The 15074-nt window shown below is 58.4% G+C and carries 13 protein-coding genes and 3 pseudogenes; 9 read left to right on the top strand and 7 right to left on the bottom strand.

From position 1 onward, the window contains the following. Nucleotides 1–638 precede the first annotated feature (638 nt). Nucleotides 639–974 carry a hypothetical protein gene (locus tag MTX19_RS30290; RefSeq protein WP_280980570.1) on the bottom strand — a complete coding sequence of 112 codons (336 nt, stop codon included), beginning with the start codon at nucleotides 972–974 and terminating at the stop codon, nucleotides 639–641. 420 nt (nucleotides 975–1394) lie between these two features. Here MTX19_RS30290 and MTX19_RS30285 point away from each other — a divergent pair. Further along, a pseudogene (locus tag MTX19_RS30285) lies at nucleotides 1395–2327 on the top strand (IS3 family transposase); the annotation flags it as partial. Between the two features lie 518 nt (nucleotides 2328–2845). Here MTX19_RS30285 and MTX19_RS30280 read toward each other — a convergent pair. Then, nucleotides 2846–3646, bottom strand: coding sequence for an SDR family oxidoreductase (locus MTX19_RS30280; protein WP_280984919.1), 801 nt, complete (start codon nucleotides 3644–3646; stop codon nucleotides 2846–2848). Nucleotides 3647–4691: 1045 nt separating this feature from the next. After that, the gene (locus MTX19_RS30275) at nucleotides 4692–5066 is read right to left on the bottom strand and encodes a hypothetical protein (protein WP_280980569.1); all 375 of its coding nucleotides are present in this window, start codon (nucleotides 5064–5066) and stop codon (nucleotides 4692–4694) included. Between the two features lie 126 nt (nucleotides 5067–5192). Here MTX19_RS30275 and MTX19_RS30265 point away from each other — a divergent pair, with 126 nt between their 5' ends. From MTX19_RS30265 to MTX19_RS30240, 6 genes and pseudogenes are all read left to right on the top strand, one after another. After that, nucleotides 5193–5696: a transposase gene (locus MTX19_RS30265; protein WP_280980568.1), complete on the top strand. Its 504-nt coding sequence runs from the start codon at nucleotides 5193–5195 to the stop codon at nucleotides 5694–5696. 303 nt (nucleotides 5697–5999) lie between these two features. Next, nucleotides 6000–7826, top strand: coding sequence for a hypothetical protein (locus MTX19_RS30260; protein WP_280985606.1), 1827 nt, complete (start codon nucleotides 6000–6002; stop codon nucleotides 7824–7826). An 8-nt stretch (nucleotides 7827–7834) separates the two neighbouring features. Then, nucleotides 7835–8615, top strand: a pseudogene (gene rfbF, locus MTX19_RS30255) (glucose-1-phosphate cytidylyltransferase). 180 nt (nucleotides 8616–8795) lie between these two features. After that, the gene (locus MTX19_RS30250) at nucleotides 8796–9146 is read left to right on the top strand and encodes a GDP-mannose 4,6-dehydratase (protein ID WP_280980566.1); all 351 of its coding nucleotides are present in this window, start codon (nucleotides 8796–8798) and stop codon (nucleotides 9144–9146) included. Then, nucleotides 9097–9741, top strand: a complete 645-nt coding sequence (locus MTX19_RS30245) for an NAD-dependent epimerase/dehydratase family protein (protein WP_280980565.1) — start codon at nucleotides 9097–9099, stop codon at nucleotides 9739–9741. The genes MTX19_RS30250 and MTX19_RS30245 overlap by 50 nt, the downstream gene beginning before the upstream one ends. 260 nt (nucleotides 9742–10001) lie before the next feature. After that, entirely contained in the window at nucleotides 10002–10289 is a 288-nt protein-coding gene (locus MTX19_RS30240) for a glycosyltransferase (protein WP_348638221.1), read from the top strand. Between the two features lie 803 nt (nucleotides 10290–11092). Here the strand turns inward: MTX19_RS30240 and MTX19_RS30235 are convergent. Next, nucleotides 11093–11413, bottom strand: a complete 321-nt coding sequence (locus MTX19_RS30235; RefSeq protein ID WP_280980563.1) for a hypothetical protein — start codon at nucleotides 11411–11413, stop codon at nucleotides 11093–11095. A gap of 125 nt (nucleotides 11414–11538) precedes the next feature. On the opposite strand from MTX19_RS30235, the gene MTX19_RS30230 reads away from it, so the two are divergent. Next, nucleotides 11539–11748 (top strand): hypothetical protein, encoded by a 210-nt coding sequence (locus MTX19_RS30230; RefSeq protein ID WP_280985011.1) that lies wholly within the window; start codon nucleotides 11539–11541, stop codon nucleotides 11746–11748. 582 nt (nucleotides 11749–12330) lie between these two features. Here the strand turns inward: MTX19_RS30230 and MTX19_RS30225 are convergent. Next, entirely contained in the window at nucleotides 12331–12543 is a 213-nt protein-coding gene (locus tag MTX19_RS30225) for a hypothetical protein (RefSeq protein WP_280980562.1), read from the bottom strand. Beyond that, nucleotides 12540–12821 (bottom strand): hypothetical protein, encoded by a 282-nt coding sequence (locus MTX19_RS30220; protein WP_280980561.1) that lies wholly within the window; start codon nucleotides 12819–12821, stop codon nucleotides 12540–12542. Before MTX19_RS30220 ends, MTX19_RS30225 begins: the two co-directional genes overlap by 4 nt. Nucleotides 12822–13667: 846 nt before the next feature. Here MTX19_RS30220 and MTX19_RS30215 point away from each other — a divergent pair. Next, nucleotides 13668–13876, top strand: a pseudogene (locus MTX19_RS30215) (hypothetical protein); the annotation flags it as partial. A gap of 168 nt (nucleotides 13877–14044) precedes the next feature. Here MTX19_RS30215 and MTX19_RS30210 read toward each other — a convergent pair. After that, nucleotides 14045–15049: a glycosyltransferase family 2 protein gene (locus tag MTX19_RS30210; protein ID WP_280980560.1), complete on the bottom strand. Its 1005-nt coding sequence runs from the start codon at nucleotides 15047–15049 to the stop codon at nucleotides 14045–14047. Nucleotides 15050–15074 lie beyond the last annotated feature (25 nt).

Raw genomic sequence — 15074 nt, 5'->3', positions numbered from 1 at the left:
CTGGTTGGTTTACCGCCGAACACATCGGATCGATCGGACGCAGCACGAGTTCCCGCCGGGAAGGTTACCTGTCAAAGCCGAGGGACACCTCGGGCGGTGCTACTTCGAGCGTCCCTGCCAAATGATGCGATCTACGCCGTCCTCTCAGCCGCCGGCCGCAACTTCCGTCACCTCCGCACGCCCGGTTCAAAGCACCTTTGCGCCTGTCGCCAGTCTCACTCTGGCGCACGCTCAACAGTTCAGCTTAGACCGATGCGGCTTCTTAACCGGTCGACTGTTTAAGAAATACGATAAGTGACAAAGCATGCAGCCTAGCCTATCCGTCTGCGTCAGATGTATCAGCATCAGATGTGCGACGAAATTCGAAGCAAACGAAGCAGTTGCGTTTTGCTACGACGCGGGTGGGTCCGGTTCAAGGTGCGCGCTCTATGCTTGAAGAAGGGCCGTTAGGAGATCCGCAGCGTCTACTATCGTCTGTTACTCAAGTTTGCGAAACTGGCGCCCCAGGGCCAGCCTTGTGTGGTCGAGATCATGTCTACTCGTCGGGCGTTGCGGGCTGAGACGAGGTGAACCGGACCTTAGGCACCTCTGACGTTCAGCCTCTCCATCAAAGCAAAATGTTACGATCGAAATCACCTTCATCGTGGCCTGCCAAATAAGATAGCAATTGATTGCGTGAGCCCGCAGAACCAGAGGGGGCGCGAGGAGTTGCCCGCGAGCGGTGATAATGCGAGCGCTTTCAATTCCAGCAGCAGGATGTTGTCTAGCCAGAGCGCTGCGTATCCGACCACAGAGGTGACAGTACGGAAAGTCTTCGACGGCGAAATACACGCCACGGGGACGAAGCAAAATGAAGACAACTCGGCAAGCAGTGGCGAACGTTTGGCGAGCCAAGCAAAACAAAAAGCCAAACACACTATAGCCGATGCCGCGTCGCCGACACCAACCAGCACGAATTGCGAGAATTCGCCCATGTGCGCTCGGCCTCGCGGCCACGGCCGCTTGCTGATCGTCACTTGCCATGGGCGGTTGTCGCGGACTGCGGCCGCCTCGAGGCTTCGAGGACAGGCAAATTCGCTTCAAGTAGTGGCACTAGCGTCGACGCCCGCGCGAAACAGCTTGGAAATTCGGAGCAAACCCGCCGAGGATCTGTCGGCCGCAAACCGGATTTGAGCGCTGAAGCGCAGTAAGCTCAAGGGCACCTTCTTGCTTACAGGACTTTACCAAAGCACGCGCCCGAGAACTTCCAGAAATCTATGACTTGCCAACGCAATGTTTCGGCTTATTCGCGCATCATCGATCCGCTTAGGTAACAAGGAGACCTATTCGCAAGCAATGGCAAGGGGCGGATCTCCTCCCCCAAAACAGCTCTCGAAAAAGATCGCGCCGCGGAATTGAAGGAGCATGAGGCTAGGACGGCTGACCTGGCTCGCAAGCATGGGTCTCCGAAGCGACGATCTACAATTGGAAGGCCAAATTCGGCGGCATGGACGTTTCCGAGGCGAAGAGGGCCTTGGAAGAGGAGAACGCGAAGCTGAAGAAGCTTCTGGCCGAGCAGCTGCTCGACGCGGCCGCTCTTCGCGATCTGCTTTAAAAAATGGTAGGCCTGCCGCCAAGCGCGCTGCGGTCGCGCATTGCTCCAGCCGACCTGCGGACGGGCTCTGCGCGGCCAGTTGGGCGATCTCGCCAACGAGCGGCGGCGGTTCGGCTACCGCCGGCTATTCGTCCTACTGCGACGGGAGGGAGAGCCCTCGGGGATCAACCGGGTCTACCGGCTTTATCGCGAGGAAGGGCTCACCGTCCGCAAGTGGCAGACTCGCCGCAAAGCTGGAAGACCCGTGCCCCGATCCTGATCGAGGCGAGGCCCAACGCGCGCTGGTCGCTGGACTTCGTCCACGACCAGTCGCTAACGGCCGGCGCTTCCGCATTCTCAACATCGTCGACGAGTCACTAAGGAATGCTTGGCGCCATTCCGGAGACGCCGCTCTCAGGACGGCGCGTCGCCCGCGAACTGACGGCAATCGTCGAGCGACGCGGCAAGCCAGGAATGATCGTGTCCGACCATGGCACCGCGTTCACTAGCAACGCCATGCTCGCCTGGAGCAAGGACACGGTCATCGATTGGCACTTTATCGCGCCGGGAAAGCTGATGCAGAACGGCTTCATCGAGTTTTAATGGCCGGATGCGCGATGAACTGCTCAACGAGACCCCGTTCTTCGAACTGGATGACAGCGCCAAGATCGCCAACTGGGTCGCCGACTACAATATCCGGCGGCCTCACTCGTCGCTGAAATACCTGATCCCCGCGGCTTATGCCGCCCACCTCACCGCAACGGACAATCGGCTGCGCAACCCCGACCAACTCCGCCGATCGTCCGTTGCTCCAACCGCGCCACCTAGCGTACAAAACCCCGAGACGCTAACCGCTGATCGATAAAAACTCAGTGGCAGGTCACCCGTAGGCGTCAGGGCGAACCAATCTCCCTGTAACCGCAACATAGCCGAGCGTGATCAGGCCCTCGACGGCGAACGGGTTCAGCCGTGAAGGGGGCCGTTGTGGGAGCCGGCAACGCTTTCAGCGCTTTCCCACTAATGGGGTCTGAGTTCGAATTCTTCGCTCATCGCTCCAGGCACCTCAATTTCTGCGCGCTAGATACCATCTGGTGCGACCACAACGAGTCAGGATTTCGATTTGTGTGGAGGCGCCGTATCATTGGAATACTTGAATTATTCGAATCTTTGCCGACTATTGACGCGCGATGTCGTCACAGTGATTGACCGCACATCGTCACATAAGTTAATCATCAGCTGTTTAACGAGGTTAATCCTGGTTAATCGCTTGCCTTAGCCGCGCCGCACACTCGAACCGCCATCGACCGGCAACGACACCCCGGTAACGAAGTTGGCTTCATCCGACGCAAGGAATAGCGCGGCATTGGCAACGTCCCAAGCGGTACCCATTTTGTGGCGCAGCGGGACCTTGGCATCCCGTTCCGCCTCCACTTCGGCGCGGGTCTTCTTGAATTCGCGTGCGCGGGTGTCCACCGCCATCGGTGTGTTCATCAATCCCGGAAGGATCACATTGGCACGAATGCCGTATTGCGCATTCTGGTAGGCGAGCTGCTCGGTGAACGCGATCATCGCCGACTTGGTCGCCTTGTAGGCGACGTAGGGAAAGGTCGTGATCGCGGCCATCGAGGAGATGTTAATAATGGAGCCGCGTTGCTGCTTGCGCATGATCGGGATTACGTGCTTTGCCGCGAGGATGCAGCTCTTCAGATTGATCGCCATGCAGCGATCGAACGCTTCCTCTGTTATCTCGAGCAACTCCGCATCGCCGCCGGAGTGGCTGACGCCGACATTGTTGTGCAGGATGTCGACGCTGCCCCAGCGCCCATGCGCATCGGCCACCATCGCCTTGATGTCGGCATTCCTCGCGACGTCGGCTTTGAAGGCGACCGCGGTGCCGCCCTTCGCCGCGATCAGATCGACGGTTTCCCCTGCCGAATCCAGATTGTGATCGACGCACAGCACCTTGGCGCCTTCGCGGGCGAAGGTCAGCGCGGCGGCACGGCCATTGCCGATGCCCTCACCGGGGCTTTGGCCGGCGCCGACGACGATGGCGACGCGATCTTGCAGGCGCATGTCAGTTCGCTCCCTGTAGCAGGTACTGCTGCAGTACCTCCTCGTAATATGGCCGTTGTCGATCTGCATGGTGGCGAGCAGCGGCACCACACTGCAGTAGAACGTGAGCGTCAGCACCAGATCGCTCCGTGCACAAGGTGGCCGCGAGCTTCCGCTTCGAGTATCGCCAGAGTTACAGATGACGATCGCTCCACAATTGAGTTCCGTGACCGATTACGCACCTCAAGCAAGAAACCACGATGACCCACGGGGATCAAAAGGTCCTCCAGCTGGTGCAGATCGTATCTCAATGAGCCGAAATTCCGGAATCTCTTGGCTACTCATCTTGACGAAGAGATTGCTGGTTCATCTTTGACGAAGAGATTGCGTTAATCTTGCATCATGCTCTCTTGGAATTGCAGTCGGCGGCCAAAAGCTATTCAATGGACACTTGGCAAGTTTCCCTCACCTCGATCAACTGCTAGCCTTGGCAGTTGAGTGCCGAAAATCATTGCGTCGCGCGATAATAGCGTCCGAGATCGAGGCCTAAACCTCCGGATTCGCCCCCGTCATGCAGTGTTTGACGTCTGCTTCGCAAAGTCGCTCTACCTGTGGTCTTGTTGGCCAAAAGTCAACTCCGACCCTTGAGCGACAACTGCTCAACGAACCTCACCCTTCGATCTGGACGAGGACACCACTGGCTGGCGAGCGGAGTGCCCCCGAGATTGTATTCGACGCCAAAATAGTTGACTCTTGCCGCCCACCTCACTGCAAGGAACGATCAGCTACGCAGCATCGACGTGCTGAACCGATCGCCCGTTGCTCCACCACGCAAGGGGTGCAAGGCACCAAGAATCTAACCGCCGCTGGATGCAAACTCGGTGGCACTCGGTGTCAACAATGGAATGGTCGAGCTTAACAGCTCGAGACCACATCCCGCCTCGACGAGGATCGCGCAGACCGCCGCGACCTATTTCAGAAACTCTTCAGTTCAGGAAGTGCAACGACAAACGTGGCGCGCCATGTCTGATCTGCTGTTGCTGCTCCATCACCTCCGCGGCGATGTTCAGGGCAAGATCACCACCCAATTGGGCTTTCGCTCCATTAGCTCTGCTGGATCAAAGACCGGACATGGCTGGTTGGCATGAAACTGTTCTGCTTCGATGCCGCCGGATCGCAGATAGACCTGATCAGATCGTGTTTCAACCCGGCATAGTTCATCAATGTACTGCCTCTGGAAGTCGCCGTAAGCAGCGACCGTCCTGCCTGCGCACTTCTGTTCGATTAAGAAAGCCAGTAAATCATTCGTCACTTTGTCTGCTTTTGTTGAAATGTCCTGTACAAACCGATCTCTTGAAACCCCGGCGCCCTCTCCTCTGCCAACATGGTGGCGACCGTTGTCATTAGAGGCGCCGATTGCCAGCGAGGCCGTGCGACGCATCGATCTTCTGTTCGAGGTCGAGTGTGCCATCAACGGCGGAACGCCAGAACAGCGGCTTGCGGTACGTCGTGATAAGTCGAGGTCGATCGTCGCCGATCTCGAAATCTGGATGCGCCAGCAGCGACCTTGCTCTCATCAGGCAACGATACTGCAAAGGCGATCAACTACCTGCTCAACTGCTGGGTGGCGTTCACCGGCTTCCTGGACGATGGCCGCGTCTGCCTCTCGAACAACGCTGCCGAACGAGCGTTAAGCGGCGTGGTGGTCGGACGCAGAAATTGGACTTTCGCCGATTCAGATGCTGGCGGCAATCGTGCCGCCGCTGCCTATACGCTGACCGAAACGCGCGAGATGAACGACGTCGATCGGCAAGCTTGGCTCGCTGACGTGTTGGCCAAGCCGCTAGATCGCCCAGACAACAGAGTCGCCGACCTGCTCCCGCGGAATTGGAAGGCGACCCAACTATCCAAAGCAGCTTCTGCCTGCTGCGGCAGACCGCCGCGCCTCCCCGGGATGCTGGCCGGATGCGTACAAGTCATCGAGGCCCCTTGTTGCTGCGGCCAAGCTCTCTCACTTGCCAAGGCCAACGGCTTATCTTTGTTTGCAGTCATCGGCTCATCGATCGCTTGAATCACAATCAGGCTCGGATGAGAATCGTGAGCTCTAAATAGCCGGAGCTAGAGCTGCTCCCTAAGCGTCCCGCAAGATCCTATTCGTTCTTCCGTGTACCGGCTCGGCGTCATGTCCATCTCGCTCCGGGGCGGCAGGTCTACCAATGTTGGGAGGAGATTGCGGGGCTCAGGTCAGCTAGAAGCTCCTTGAGGCCGCGATGCATTGGGATGAGCCTCGTCTGTGAGTGGCGGGAAGCGATCTGTGCTGAGAGATAACTACTTTACTATTGGAAGATCATTGTCAGTCTTGCTGGATCGGACTTTGCTGGCTCTGTCCGCCGTTACCACAGCGATCCTTTTCGCTTGGCTGCTATATTACACCAGCTACGGTCTCAGTCTCAACGACGAAGGTTTTTACCTCAACTCCATCGCGAACCCATTCGCCTACGCAATCAATATGCCACCGAGCCTTTTTGGTTTCGTCTATCACTGGCCATATAAGTGGGCCGGAGGCGACATCGCAGTGCTTCGTATGGCGAACGTCACGCTTACCATGGCGCTGGGCTGGATTCTCAGCTTTCTTGTGATCCGGCGCCTCTGGACGGTGGCCTGGCCGTATGCGGCGGTGCTATCGGCAGGGATCGCCAGTATGGCATTACTCGCCTTTTTCACCCGGCTGCGGCTCACGCCGAACTACCATACACTGAATATTCAGTCGATCTCGATGGTGATGATCGGCTTGCTGCTAGCCGATCGGCCAGGGCGCCTGCGGCAGGTCTTGGGGGGGATTCTGGTTGGCGTTGGCGGCTGGGGCTGCTTCATGGCCAGGCCGACAACCGCTGCGGCCATTGCTCTCATCGTTATTCTCTATGTGGTCTTTTTGCGCCGAAAGTCGCTGCTGCCCATGCTTGGCGCGGCGCTGGTCGCTCTCGCTCTATTGATCGTTACAGCATACTTGATTGACGGCGGCATCACGGGGCTGGTTAGCCGTATGGTCAACACCGCTGAGACTGAAATCCTGTTGGGTAGCGGGCATGAGGTGTCTCGCATGTTTCGGATCGATCGGCTCCCCACCAGTCGATCCGGGATCGCTATCGCTGTGTTAGTGGCGACAGCTCTTCTGCTTAGCATGTTCATCGGGGCGACGCACAAGTTGCTCCAATCGCTGTCTCTCGCTGCGGTGTTGATCGTAACAATAGCGATTGCCGTCTTGGGGATCGATCCGATCAGCATCAAGCCCCGAGCGGACCTGTTGTTCCTGGTGCCGACATTGACATGCCTTGGCGCGACGTTCTATCATCAGGGATTGGTTCTGCGCACCCAGACTCCCAGAAGCATCGCTCTAGCGCTGATTTTTTTAGTCCTGCCGCACCTGCAAGCACTGGGCTCCAATGTTAATTACTGGGGCATCGCTGGGTTTGCAGCCTTGTTTTGGATGCTCGCGGTCGTTGCCTTTCTGAGCCCTCTTGCGCAACAGGAGCGCAGCCTCGTCACCCTAGTTCCCCTGATGGTGTTCGCACAGTTGCTGACTGCATCTGTCGTCAATGCTGGCCTCCTCAAGCCGCACGGCCAAGTGAAAGATTTGCGCTCTTATACCGCTATCATGACAATGCGGGGCGGTGGAAAGCTGGTGCTCTCGCAATCCTTCCGCGACTATCTCGCCCCGGCCATAGCCCAGGCTCGTGCAGCTGGCCTTGATAGCGGTGCCCCCATGGTCAATCTCGCTGGCCTCGGGGCGAGCTTGCTGTATGTGCTCGAGACGCGAGCGCTCGGTCTACCGTGGCTGTTTGGGGGATATCGGGGCAGCAGTGCGGTTGCGGTGAGCACGCTCGGACTTGAGGATTGCGCCGATCTTGCCAAAGCGTGGATACTAATCGAGCCTGACGGCCCTCTTCATCTTGAGCAAGCCAGTGTCTTAGCCTCCTTTGGAGCGGGGCAGTCGGACTACGTCGTCGCCGCTACGTTCGAGCGCCCCTTCATTGACCTTGAGTTGAGCTGGGTTGTCGCTGCTACGTGGGATCCTCGCATCTTTGAAGGGGACTATCCGAAACCCGTCAGGCAGTTTCTGTTGAAGCCCGTACGCCCCGCCGCGCTGGCGGAGCAATCCTGCCGTGACGCTAGGCGACAACGGTCGGATTTCCAGAAATAGAGCCAACAGTGAAAGCTGTGATCCTCGCGGGTGGTCTTGGAATCCGAATCTCGGAGAAAACCCATCTTCGGCCCAAGCCCATGATCGAGATCGGTAGCAAGCCGATTCTGTGGCACATCCCCAAAATCTACTCGCACTATGGAATCAACGAGTTCATCATCTGCTGCGGCTACAAGGGCCATCTGACTAAGGAATACATTGCCAACTACTTCCTGCACGTGTCGGATGTTACCTTTGACATGACAAGAAACTGCATGGAGGTTCATCGGCACCATGCCGAACCCCGGAAGGTGACATTGGTTGATACTGGCGAGAAGACGATGACTGGTGGTCGGCTCAAGCGAGTCCCTAATTACCTGATCGATGACGACGCTTTTTGTTTGACCTATGGAGATGATGTGGGAGATATCGACATAACCGCATTGATCGCCTTCCACCGTCGCCAAGGTACGCTCGCCACCCTAACTGCTACCTATCCGCCTGGCCGTTTTGGTGCACTCGAAAATTCGTGCTGATCACCGCGTCGCCACTTTCAAGGAAAAGCCCCGGGGTGATGGGAGGATGATCAATGGTAGCCTTCTTCGTGCTCTCGCCGAAAGCAATTGACCTGGTGGCGGCGACTCCACTGTTTGGGAGCGCGAGCCGCTCGCAGCCTTGGCTGAGCAGCAACAGCTTTCGGCCTACCAGCGCCATGGCTTCCGGCAACCCATGGATACTCTGCGCGACAAGACATTTCTTGATGCGCTCTGGATTGAAAGCAAGGCTCCGTGGAAAGTGTGGGAGGAGTGAGCGACTTCTGGATGGGCAAGCGCGTCTCGGGGCACACGGGCTTCAAGGGCTCGCGCTTGCGCTTTGGTTACAACATCTCGGCGCTCGGGTGACCGGTTAAGCCATGGCCCCGCTGCCCGCGACGCCGTGCCTCTTTGAAATCGCTCGCGTCGGGCTGGCATCGAGTCGATTCTGGGCGACGTGACCAACTACGACCATTTGCTTGGCACGCTTCGTCGCGCTGTGCTCGATATCGTTATCCACATGGCCGCACAACCACTGGTGCGCTATTCCTATGCCAATCCAAATGAGACGTATCGCACCAATGTCATGGGAACGGTGCACTTGTTGCAGGCTGTTCGGCAGGTAAACCCGGTCCGCGCCGTGCTCAACATCACCTCTGACAAGTGCTACGAGAACCGTGAATGGATCTGGGGCTATCGTGAAAACGATCGGCTCGGCGGACGTGATCCTTATAGCAACAGTAAGGCCTGTGCCGAGCTTGTATCCCTCGGCCTTCCGCGATTCCTTTTCCACCCCGGGGCGCAATGAGGGCCACACGGTAGCGCTGGCCACAGCCCGTGCCGGCAACGTCATCGGTGGTGGCGACTGGGCCCAGGATCGCTTGATCCCCGACATCCTGCGCGCCCTTTCAGTGGGGGAAGTGGCAAAAATCGGCTCGCCGACCGCTGTTCGTCCGTGGCAACATGTGCTCGAACCCCTTTCCGGATATCTTGCGTTAGCTGAGCGCCTGTTCACCGACGGTTTGGCCTTTGCTGATGCTTCCTGGGCGGACCAGTCCGACAATCTCTATGTGGCCAGCAAGGTTCGATTAGGGGATTTTATCGAGGACTTTTCCGCCAGATGGGGAAGAGTCATCCACATCCGGATGCATACCCTATATGGCGGAGGTCCACCTAGCGGTCACATTTTCCTCGGACAGATGCGCGACGCCATTGCGCGCAAGGCGCAATTTGAGATATCTCACGGAACGCAATTGCGCGAGTATCATCACGTCGCCGACGACGTAAGCGCAATCATCCACTTGCTGCAGTCGGATATCAACGGCGCGTTTGATCTCAACCACGGACAGCCAATCCGCCTCTGCGATTGCCACTCATATCTTTGCAGCCTTCGGCTGCCTTGACAAGTTTCGGCTGGGCGCCCGGCCGATGGCGTATCCTGAGAATTTAGACGTTGTGTGTTCGCCGTCGCCGCTCGTTCGAGACATCGAGTTCAAGGACGCGTGCCCGGCGATCGCTGAATATCTAAGGGTCTATGTCGATTGATGACCCAGGAAGCTCCGTCCAAGACCCACAGTGATCGACAATCGTCCCTCCCGCTGATCACGATCGCCATTTCAGTCCTCAATGAGGCCGACAATCTCGATGCGCTGTACGAGCGACTTTGCCGTCTGGGAGAAACGATGGCGGGCGCTGCACACTTGAATTCGTGTTCAGCGATAACCATTCGAGTGATCTGACCTGGACGAAGCTCTCGCAGTTGGCGAGCAAGGACTCCCGCGTAAGGGCCATTCGCTTCAGCAAGAACGTCGGGTTTCAGCGGTCGATTCTCGCCAAGTATCTGCATGTGCGCGGCGAAGCCGTGATGCAGATCGATGCCGACCTCCCGGATCCGCCCGAACTTCTTGCTGATTTCCTTGACTTGTGGCGATCGGGCCACCGGGTTGTTTAAGGTATTCGCTGGGTGCGAGCGGAAGGCGCCACGATAAATCTGTTTCGGCAGCTTGGCTACTGGACAATCAACAAATTGAGCGAGTATCCCATTCCCAGGGACGCAGGCGACTTCGATCGATCGCGCGGTCCTCGACGCACTGACGAGAATGAACGCGCCGAGTCCGTACCTGCGCGGTATGATCGCCGGACTAGGGGTCGAGCAGATCGGGGTTCCCTACAAGCGGGATCCTCGCACGCGCGGACAGAGCAAATTCAGCTCACCCAGTGGCGAGTTTCCTGGCGGCTTTTGGAGGTAAGAATGAAGGTCGTCATTCTGTCCGGGATGGGGAACGCGCTTGGCCAAAGCCGCTCAGTTGTTAGTAGGGCTTGATGACTTTCTCATCTCTTATAACTAGAAGCCAGTGGGTATCCCTTCATGATGTGCCAGAGAATCGGACGGTGACCAAGTGGATTTGCTTGATCTGAGAACCGGGTCGACTTTCAAGTCAACCTGACCGAGCATTGGACGTTCCATCGTAGCGCTGTGCCTCAGCACGTGCGGCGACACGCTCTTGGCCTTCAAAGACGGGCAACTCTTGTGAGCGACACGCCAGCAGCGACTGGAAGCTGTCGGCACTGAGCCGGCCCCCTTCCACGTTCGGGAACAACGCTGTTGCTCCGTTCCGCAACGCTTCCTTGAGCCATGCCTGGAGCATACACACCGAGAGTGTGGTCAGCGGAGTGGTCCGCTCCTTCCGCCCTTTCCGACGCATCGTACGTGTGCGCCAGACCCGGGGTGGACGGCATCCCGGTCAAGGCCAGTCAGCTCTGAGAGGCGTAAGCCTGTTTGAGCCGCGACCAGCAGCAAGGTGTGATCGTGGCGCCAGCCACGTTGTTCGATCGGGCGCGGCGAGAACCGCCTCGATCTCGGGACGCGTCAGAAAGTGCACCTGTCGCTTGTCGTGACGCTCGCTCGGTATGGGCCGATAGGGACTTCCGCAGCCGCACCTGTGCGAACATGAACAGCAGCCGGAACGTGTCTCTGTAGGAGGCGATCGTGTTGCCGCTAACATTGCGCTGGCGCATGAGGCGCTCGGTGAAGAAGCGCTCGATCAACGTGGCGACATTGCAGGCGGGCTTCATGGCGTCACCTCCAATCGCTGATCGAGACGCTGCGCCGCTTCTTCCATCAACTCTGGGCAGGCCGAGAGAGACCAGCAAGTATCGCGCACGCAGGCGTGGCCGAGGTAAGTGGCGAGCGCTGGGAGTTGCTGTTCGACGTCCTTGCCTTCGCGATACCAGTCGAGCAACGTCCGGATGGCGAAGCGATGACGGAAGTCATGCACGCGTGGCCCGGTACGATCACCTGGGCGCCGCAGCCCGATCTCTCTGGACAATCGCCGGAAGACGCGATGAACGTACTGGTGCAGCAAGCGGCCTCCCTGTTCAGCAACGAAGAAGGTCGAGCCGCAGCGTGATCTGAGCCGCGCATCGCGCCAGTGGGCGTAGTCGCGCAGCGCGGTTCTCGTTTCGGATGCAATGGTACGAGCCGCGACTTGCCGAACTTCGTTAGCCGGACCGTCAGCACGCCGGCGTCGAGGTCGACGTCACCGCGCTCCAGGCCCATCGCCTCGGATATACGCATGCCTGTCACCGCGATCAGCCCGAACAGGTCACGGTAGGTCCATCGGCGCAGCCCGTCCGCTGGCGGCAGAGCCAGCGCTCCTGTTGCAACGCGATCTCCGCGTCGCTGTAAACATGGGGCTTGGCGCGCTTCCATCCGGGCAGCCGACGGGCGGCACCTCCGGTCTCAGATCGAAGTTGGCGACATGGCGCGCGGACCCGCGCACGTCGCTCAATCGCAGCGCCCAGGATCGGGCGGCAGCGTTGCCCATTCCATGGCCAGCATCGTCGTGATGCTCCTGGCATTGCGCTTCGCCATGAAGGCGACGAAGTCAGCGAGCCGACTGGTCTGGTGCTCGTACTTGTATCCAAACCCTTGCGCATGCTCAGGGACTTATCAAGCGCGGCGCGCAGATTGGTCATTGCATGCCTCCCGGTCAGGGCAGGCTCAATGTTCTGAACGCATCGAGGTCGACCTTCGCGTAAATCCGGGTGGTGTCGTGGTTCTCGTGCCGCAGCAACTGTCCGATTTCCGACAAGGTCGCGCCCAGATCGGAGAAGCTCGGTCGCGAGACTGTGTCGGAAGATATGGGCGCGCGGTGGGCGCAACCTTCGATTCCAACGCGATCGAGAGCGGCCTTGGCGATCATGGTGATCGCACATCCGGAAGCAAAGCCGACGTGTGGCGCGAGCGTACGGACGAACAACCGTCGGCACGGCGACTTTGGCCGGCCATTGCGGAGATATGCAACGATGGCCGCGCCAACGTCTGGCGGTATCGGCTCCGAGCGCGCTGTCGGCCCTTGGCGCGAACGAGTATCTCGCTGGCGCGCCAGTCGATATCATCAAGGCTGAGCGTCGCGACCTCGTCGGCCCGCAGGCCGAGCTTGGCCAGCAACAACAGAATGGCGTAGTCGCGCCGTCCCATCACCGTCCCTCGGTCGCAACCGTCGAGAGCCTTCCGCACCTGAGCGGCAGGCAGATAGCTCCGGCAGAGTTGCGAGCTTCCATCGTCACATCGATGGAACGCAATCCGCCAAGGGCGTTCAGCCCCCGATGGTGGAGGCAACGGAGAAAGGCGCGCAACGACCAGCGCATCGCCTTGCCTGACTCCAATCCTGGGCGTGGCGCTCAATGTAGCGGATCACGTCCTCTTGGCTGATCTTACACAGGGCGGCGGTGCCACCGGAGCACACCTCGTGCAGGAACCTGCGGATGACCGGGAGATGGCGGACGATGGACCTCGGGGCCAAGCCGCGCTCTGATCGTAGTTAGGCATCGAACTCCTTGAAAATCCGTTCGTGCGGGGTGAGAGGCGGTAGCACCAACGGCGCGATCGCGCCTTCCGCCCGCAGCACCGACAGCCATCGCTTGAGAGCGGCGCGGTCACCGGGTTGGATAGACTGCCTCCCGCCTCGATGTCGGAGGTACCGCTCAACGACCTGTTCATCGAGCCAGCTTGTAGCGACGGCCGGCGATCCAACTCAGGAGCCCGTCGACCACGTTGAGGCAACGCCACGCGCCATGCCGAACGAGCCTCTCTTCGACGAGACGAGCGGCGTAGCGCTCGACGAGCTGCCGTGCGGCCCGCTTCTGAGACGCCGGTACAGCCGGCTGCTGCCCAAGTACTCTTCCATCTTCCTGTTCCCTGCTGTTGAAAGCGGGGGCACAGAACGAACTATGCCGAACCGACCAAACGCCGGTCAGCGAGAAGTCTGGGGGAAAACGACCCAACTCGGCATGGTTCGGCGGGCGGCATAAACCTGCGAGATGAATGACGTTGATCCGTCACCAGGTCGCAAAGAGCCTCGGCGAAGATGACGATTGGTTGTGGGACATTGCCACGAGATGGAGATCGAGGACGGCGTCATCTGGGTCTATGGCATCGGAGAAGACGGCGTCCAGGAGTTCACCGACTTCGGAATCGAAAACCTCATCGAGCTCCTCGAGTTCTATAAAGAGAACCCTGGACTACTGAGGCGGTACCCTGCGGCCTACGCCGAATGGGTACCCCGGCCCAAGCCGATGGTCGAGATCGGAGGTAAGCCAATTCTGTGGCGCATCCTCAAAATCTACGCGCACTTTGGCATCACCTCGGCGTCAGGGGACCGGCTACGCTGCCTGCAATGTCCAGTATAGCCTCACCATCACTTAACTGCTGCGTTTGATCTGATCGACGATAAACAGTGGCCTATTCTTCGTGCTGAAATAGATGCGACCAATATACTCTCCGATAATGCTCAGTGAGGCAAGTTGGAAGAACGACACGACCAAGTGCGAAATCATCAAGCTGGTCCAACCGGGGACCATTTCAAGGTAAAGCGAAGAGTATATTGAGTAGACGGAGACCGCGATGATCGTCACTAACAGCAAGGCTGCGCTCGCCGATAATAGGCGCAACAACGTCGACGAATAGCTGAGCAAGGCATCTATTGCAAAACGAACCATCTTTGACAATGGATACTTGGATGCTCCGGAAAATCTCTGATCCCTATCATACATAAACGCTACCTGCTTGAAGCCAACGGAGGCCACCATTCCTCGGATGAACCTGTCTCGTTCGGGCATTTCCGCTACAAGTTGCGCGACCCGGCTCGTCATTAACCTGAAGTCGCCGGCGTCGACGGGAATCGGAAAGCTGCTCGCTCGTTTGAGCAGCCGATAGAAGATGCTTGCTGACTTCGTTTTAAACCAGCCTTCCCCGGCGCGAGTTTTCCTCTGACCATATACGACATCCGCACCATCGCGTTTTAGGACCTCAATCATGGGCGAAAGCAATTCCGGAGGGTCCTGTAGATCCGCGTCGATAACGAGAACCAGCTCGCCCGTTGCCGTTGCTAGACCCGCCGTTAGCGCAACCTGATGCCCGAAATTCCGAGAGAGCCTGATGCCGACGATATTGCTTCCGCGCTCGGTCTCTGCTGAGATCGCCTGCCACGTTCCATCGGCGGATCCATCATCCACGAGCACAATTTCATAATTATCGCCGGCCACATCAGATGCGCTCCCTCGACACCTTCTAATAAGCTCAGCGATAACGTCCTCTTCATTGTAGCAGGGTACCACAATAGAGAGAGAGGTTGGTCGACTCTGCCCAAGGCGGCTTCCGGCCGAATTATCGATGACGCTCCTATCCTCGATGGCACTTTTATCCAAGGTTATACCCTATGGAAGGAAGGGA

The organism is Bradyrhizobium sp. ISRA464, from assembly GCF_029910095.1.
GTDB lineage: Bacteria > Pseudomonadota > Alphaproteobacteria > Rhizobiales > Xanthobacteraceae > Bradyrhizobium.
The sequence above is the reverse complement of the archived record's forward strand: the minus strand, read 5'-3'. Positions and strand labels throughout refer to the sequence as shown.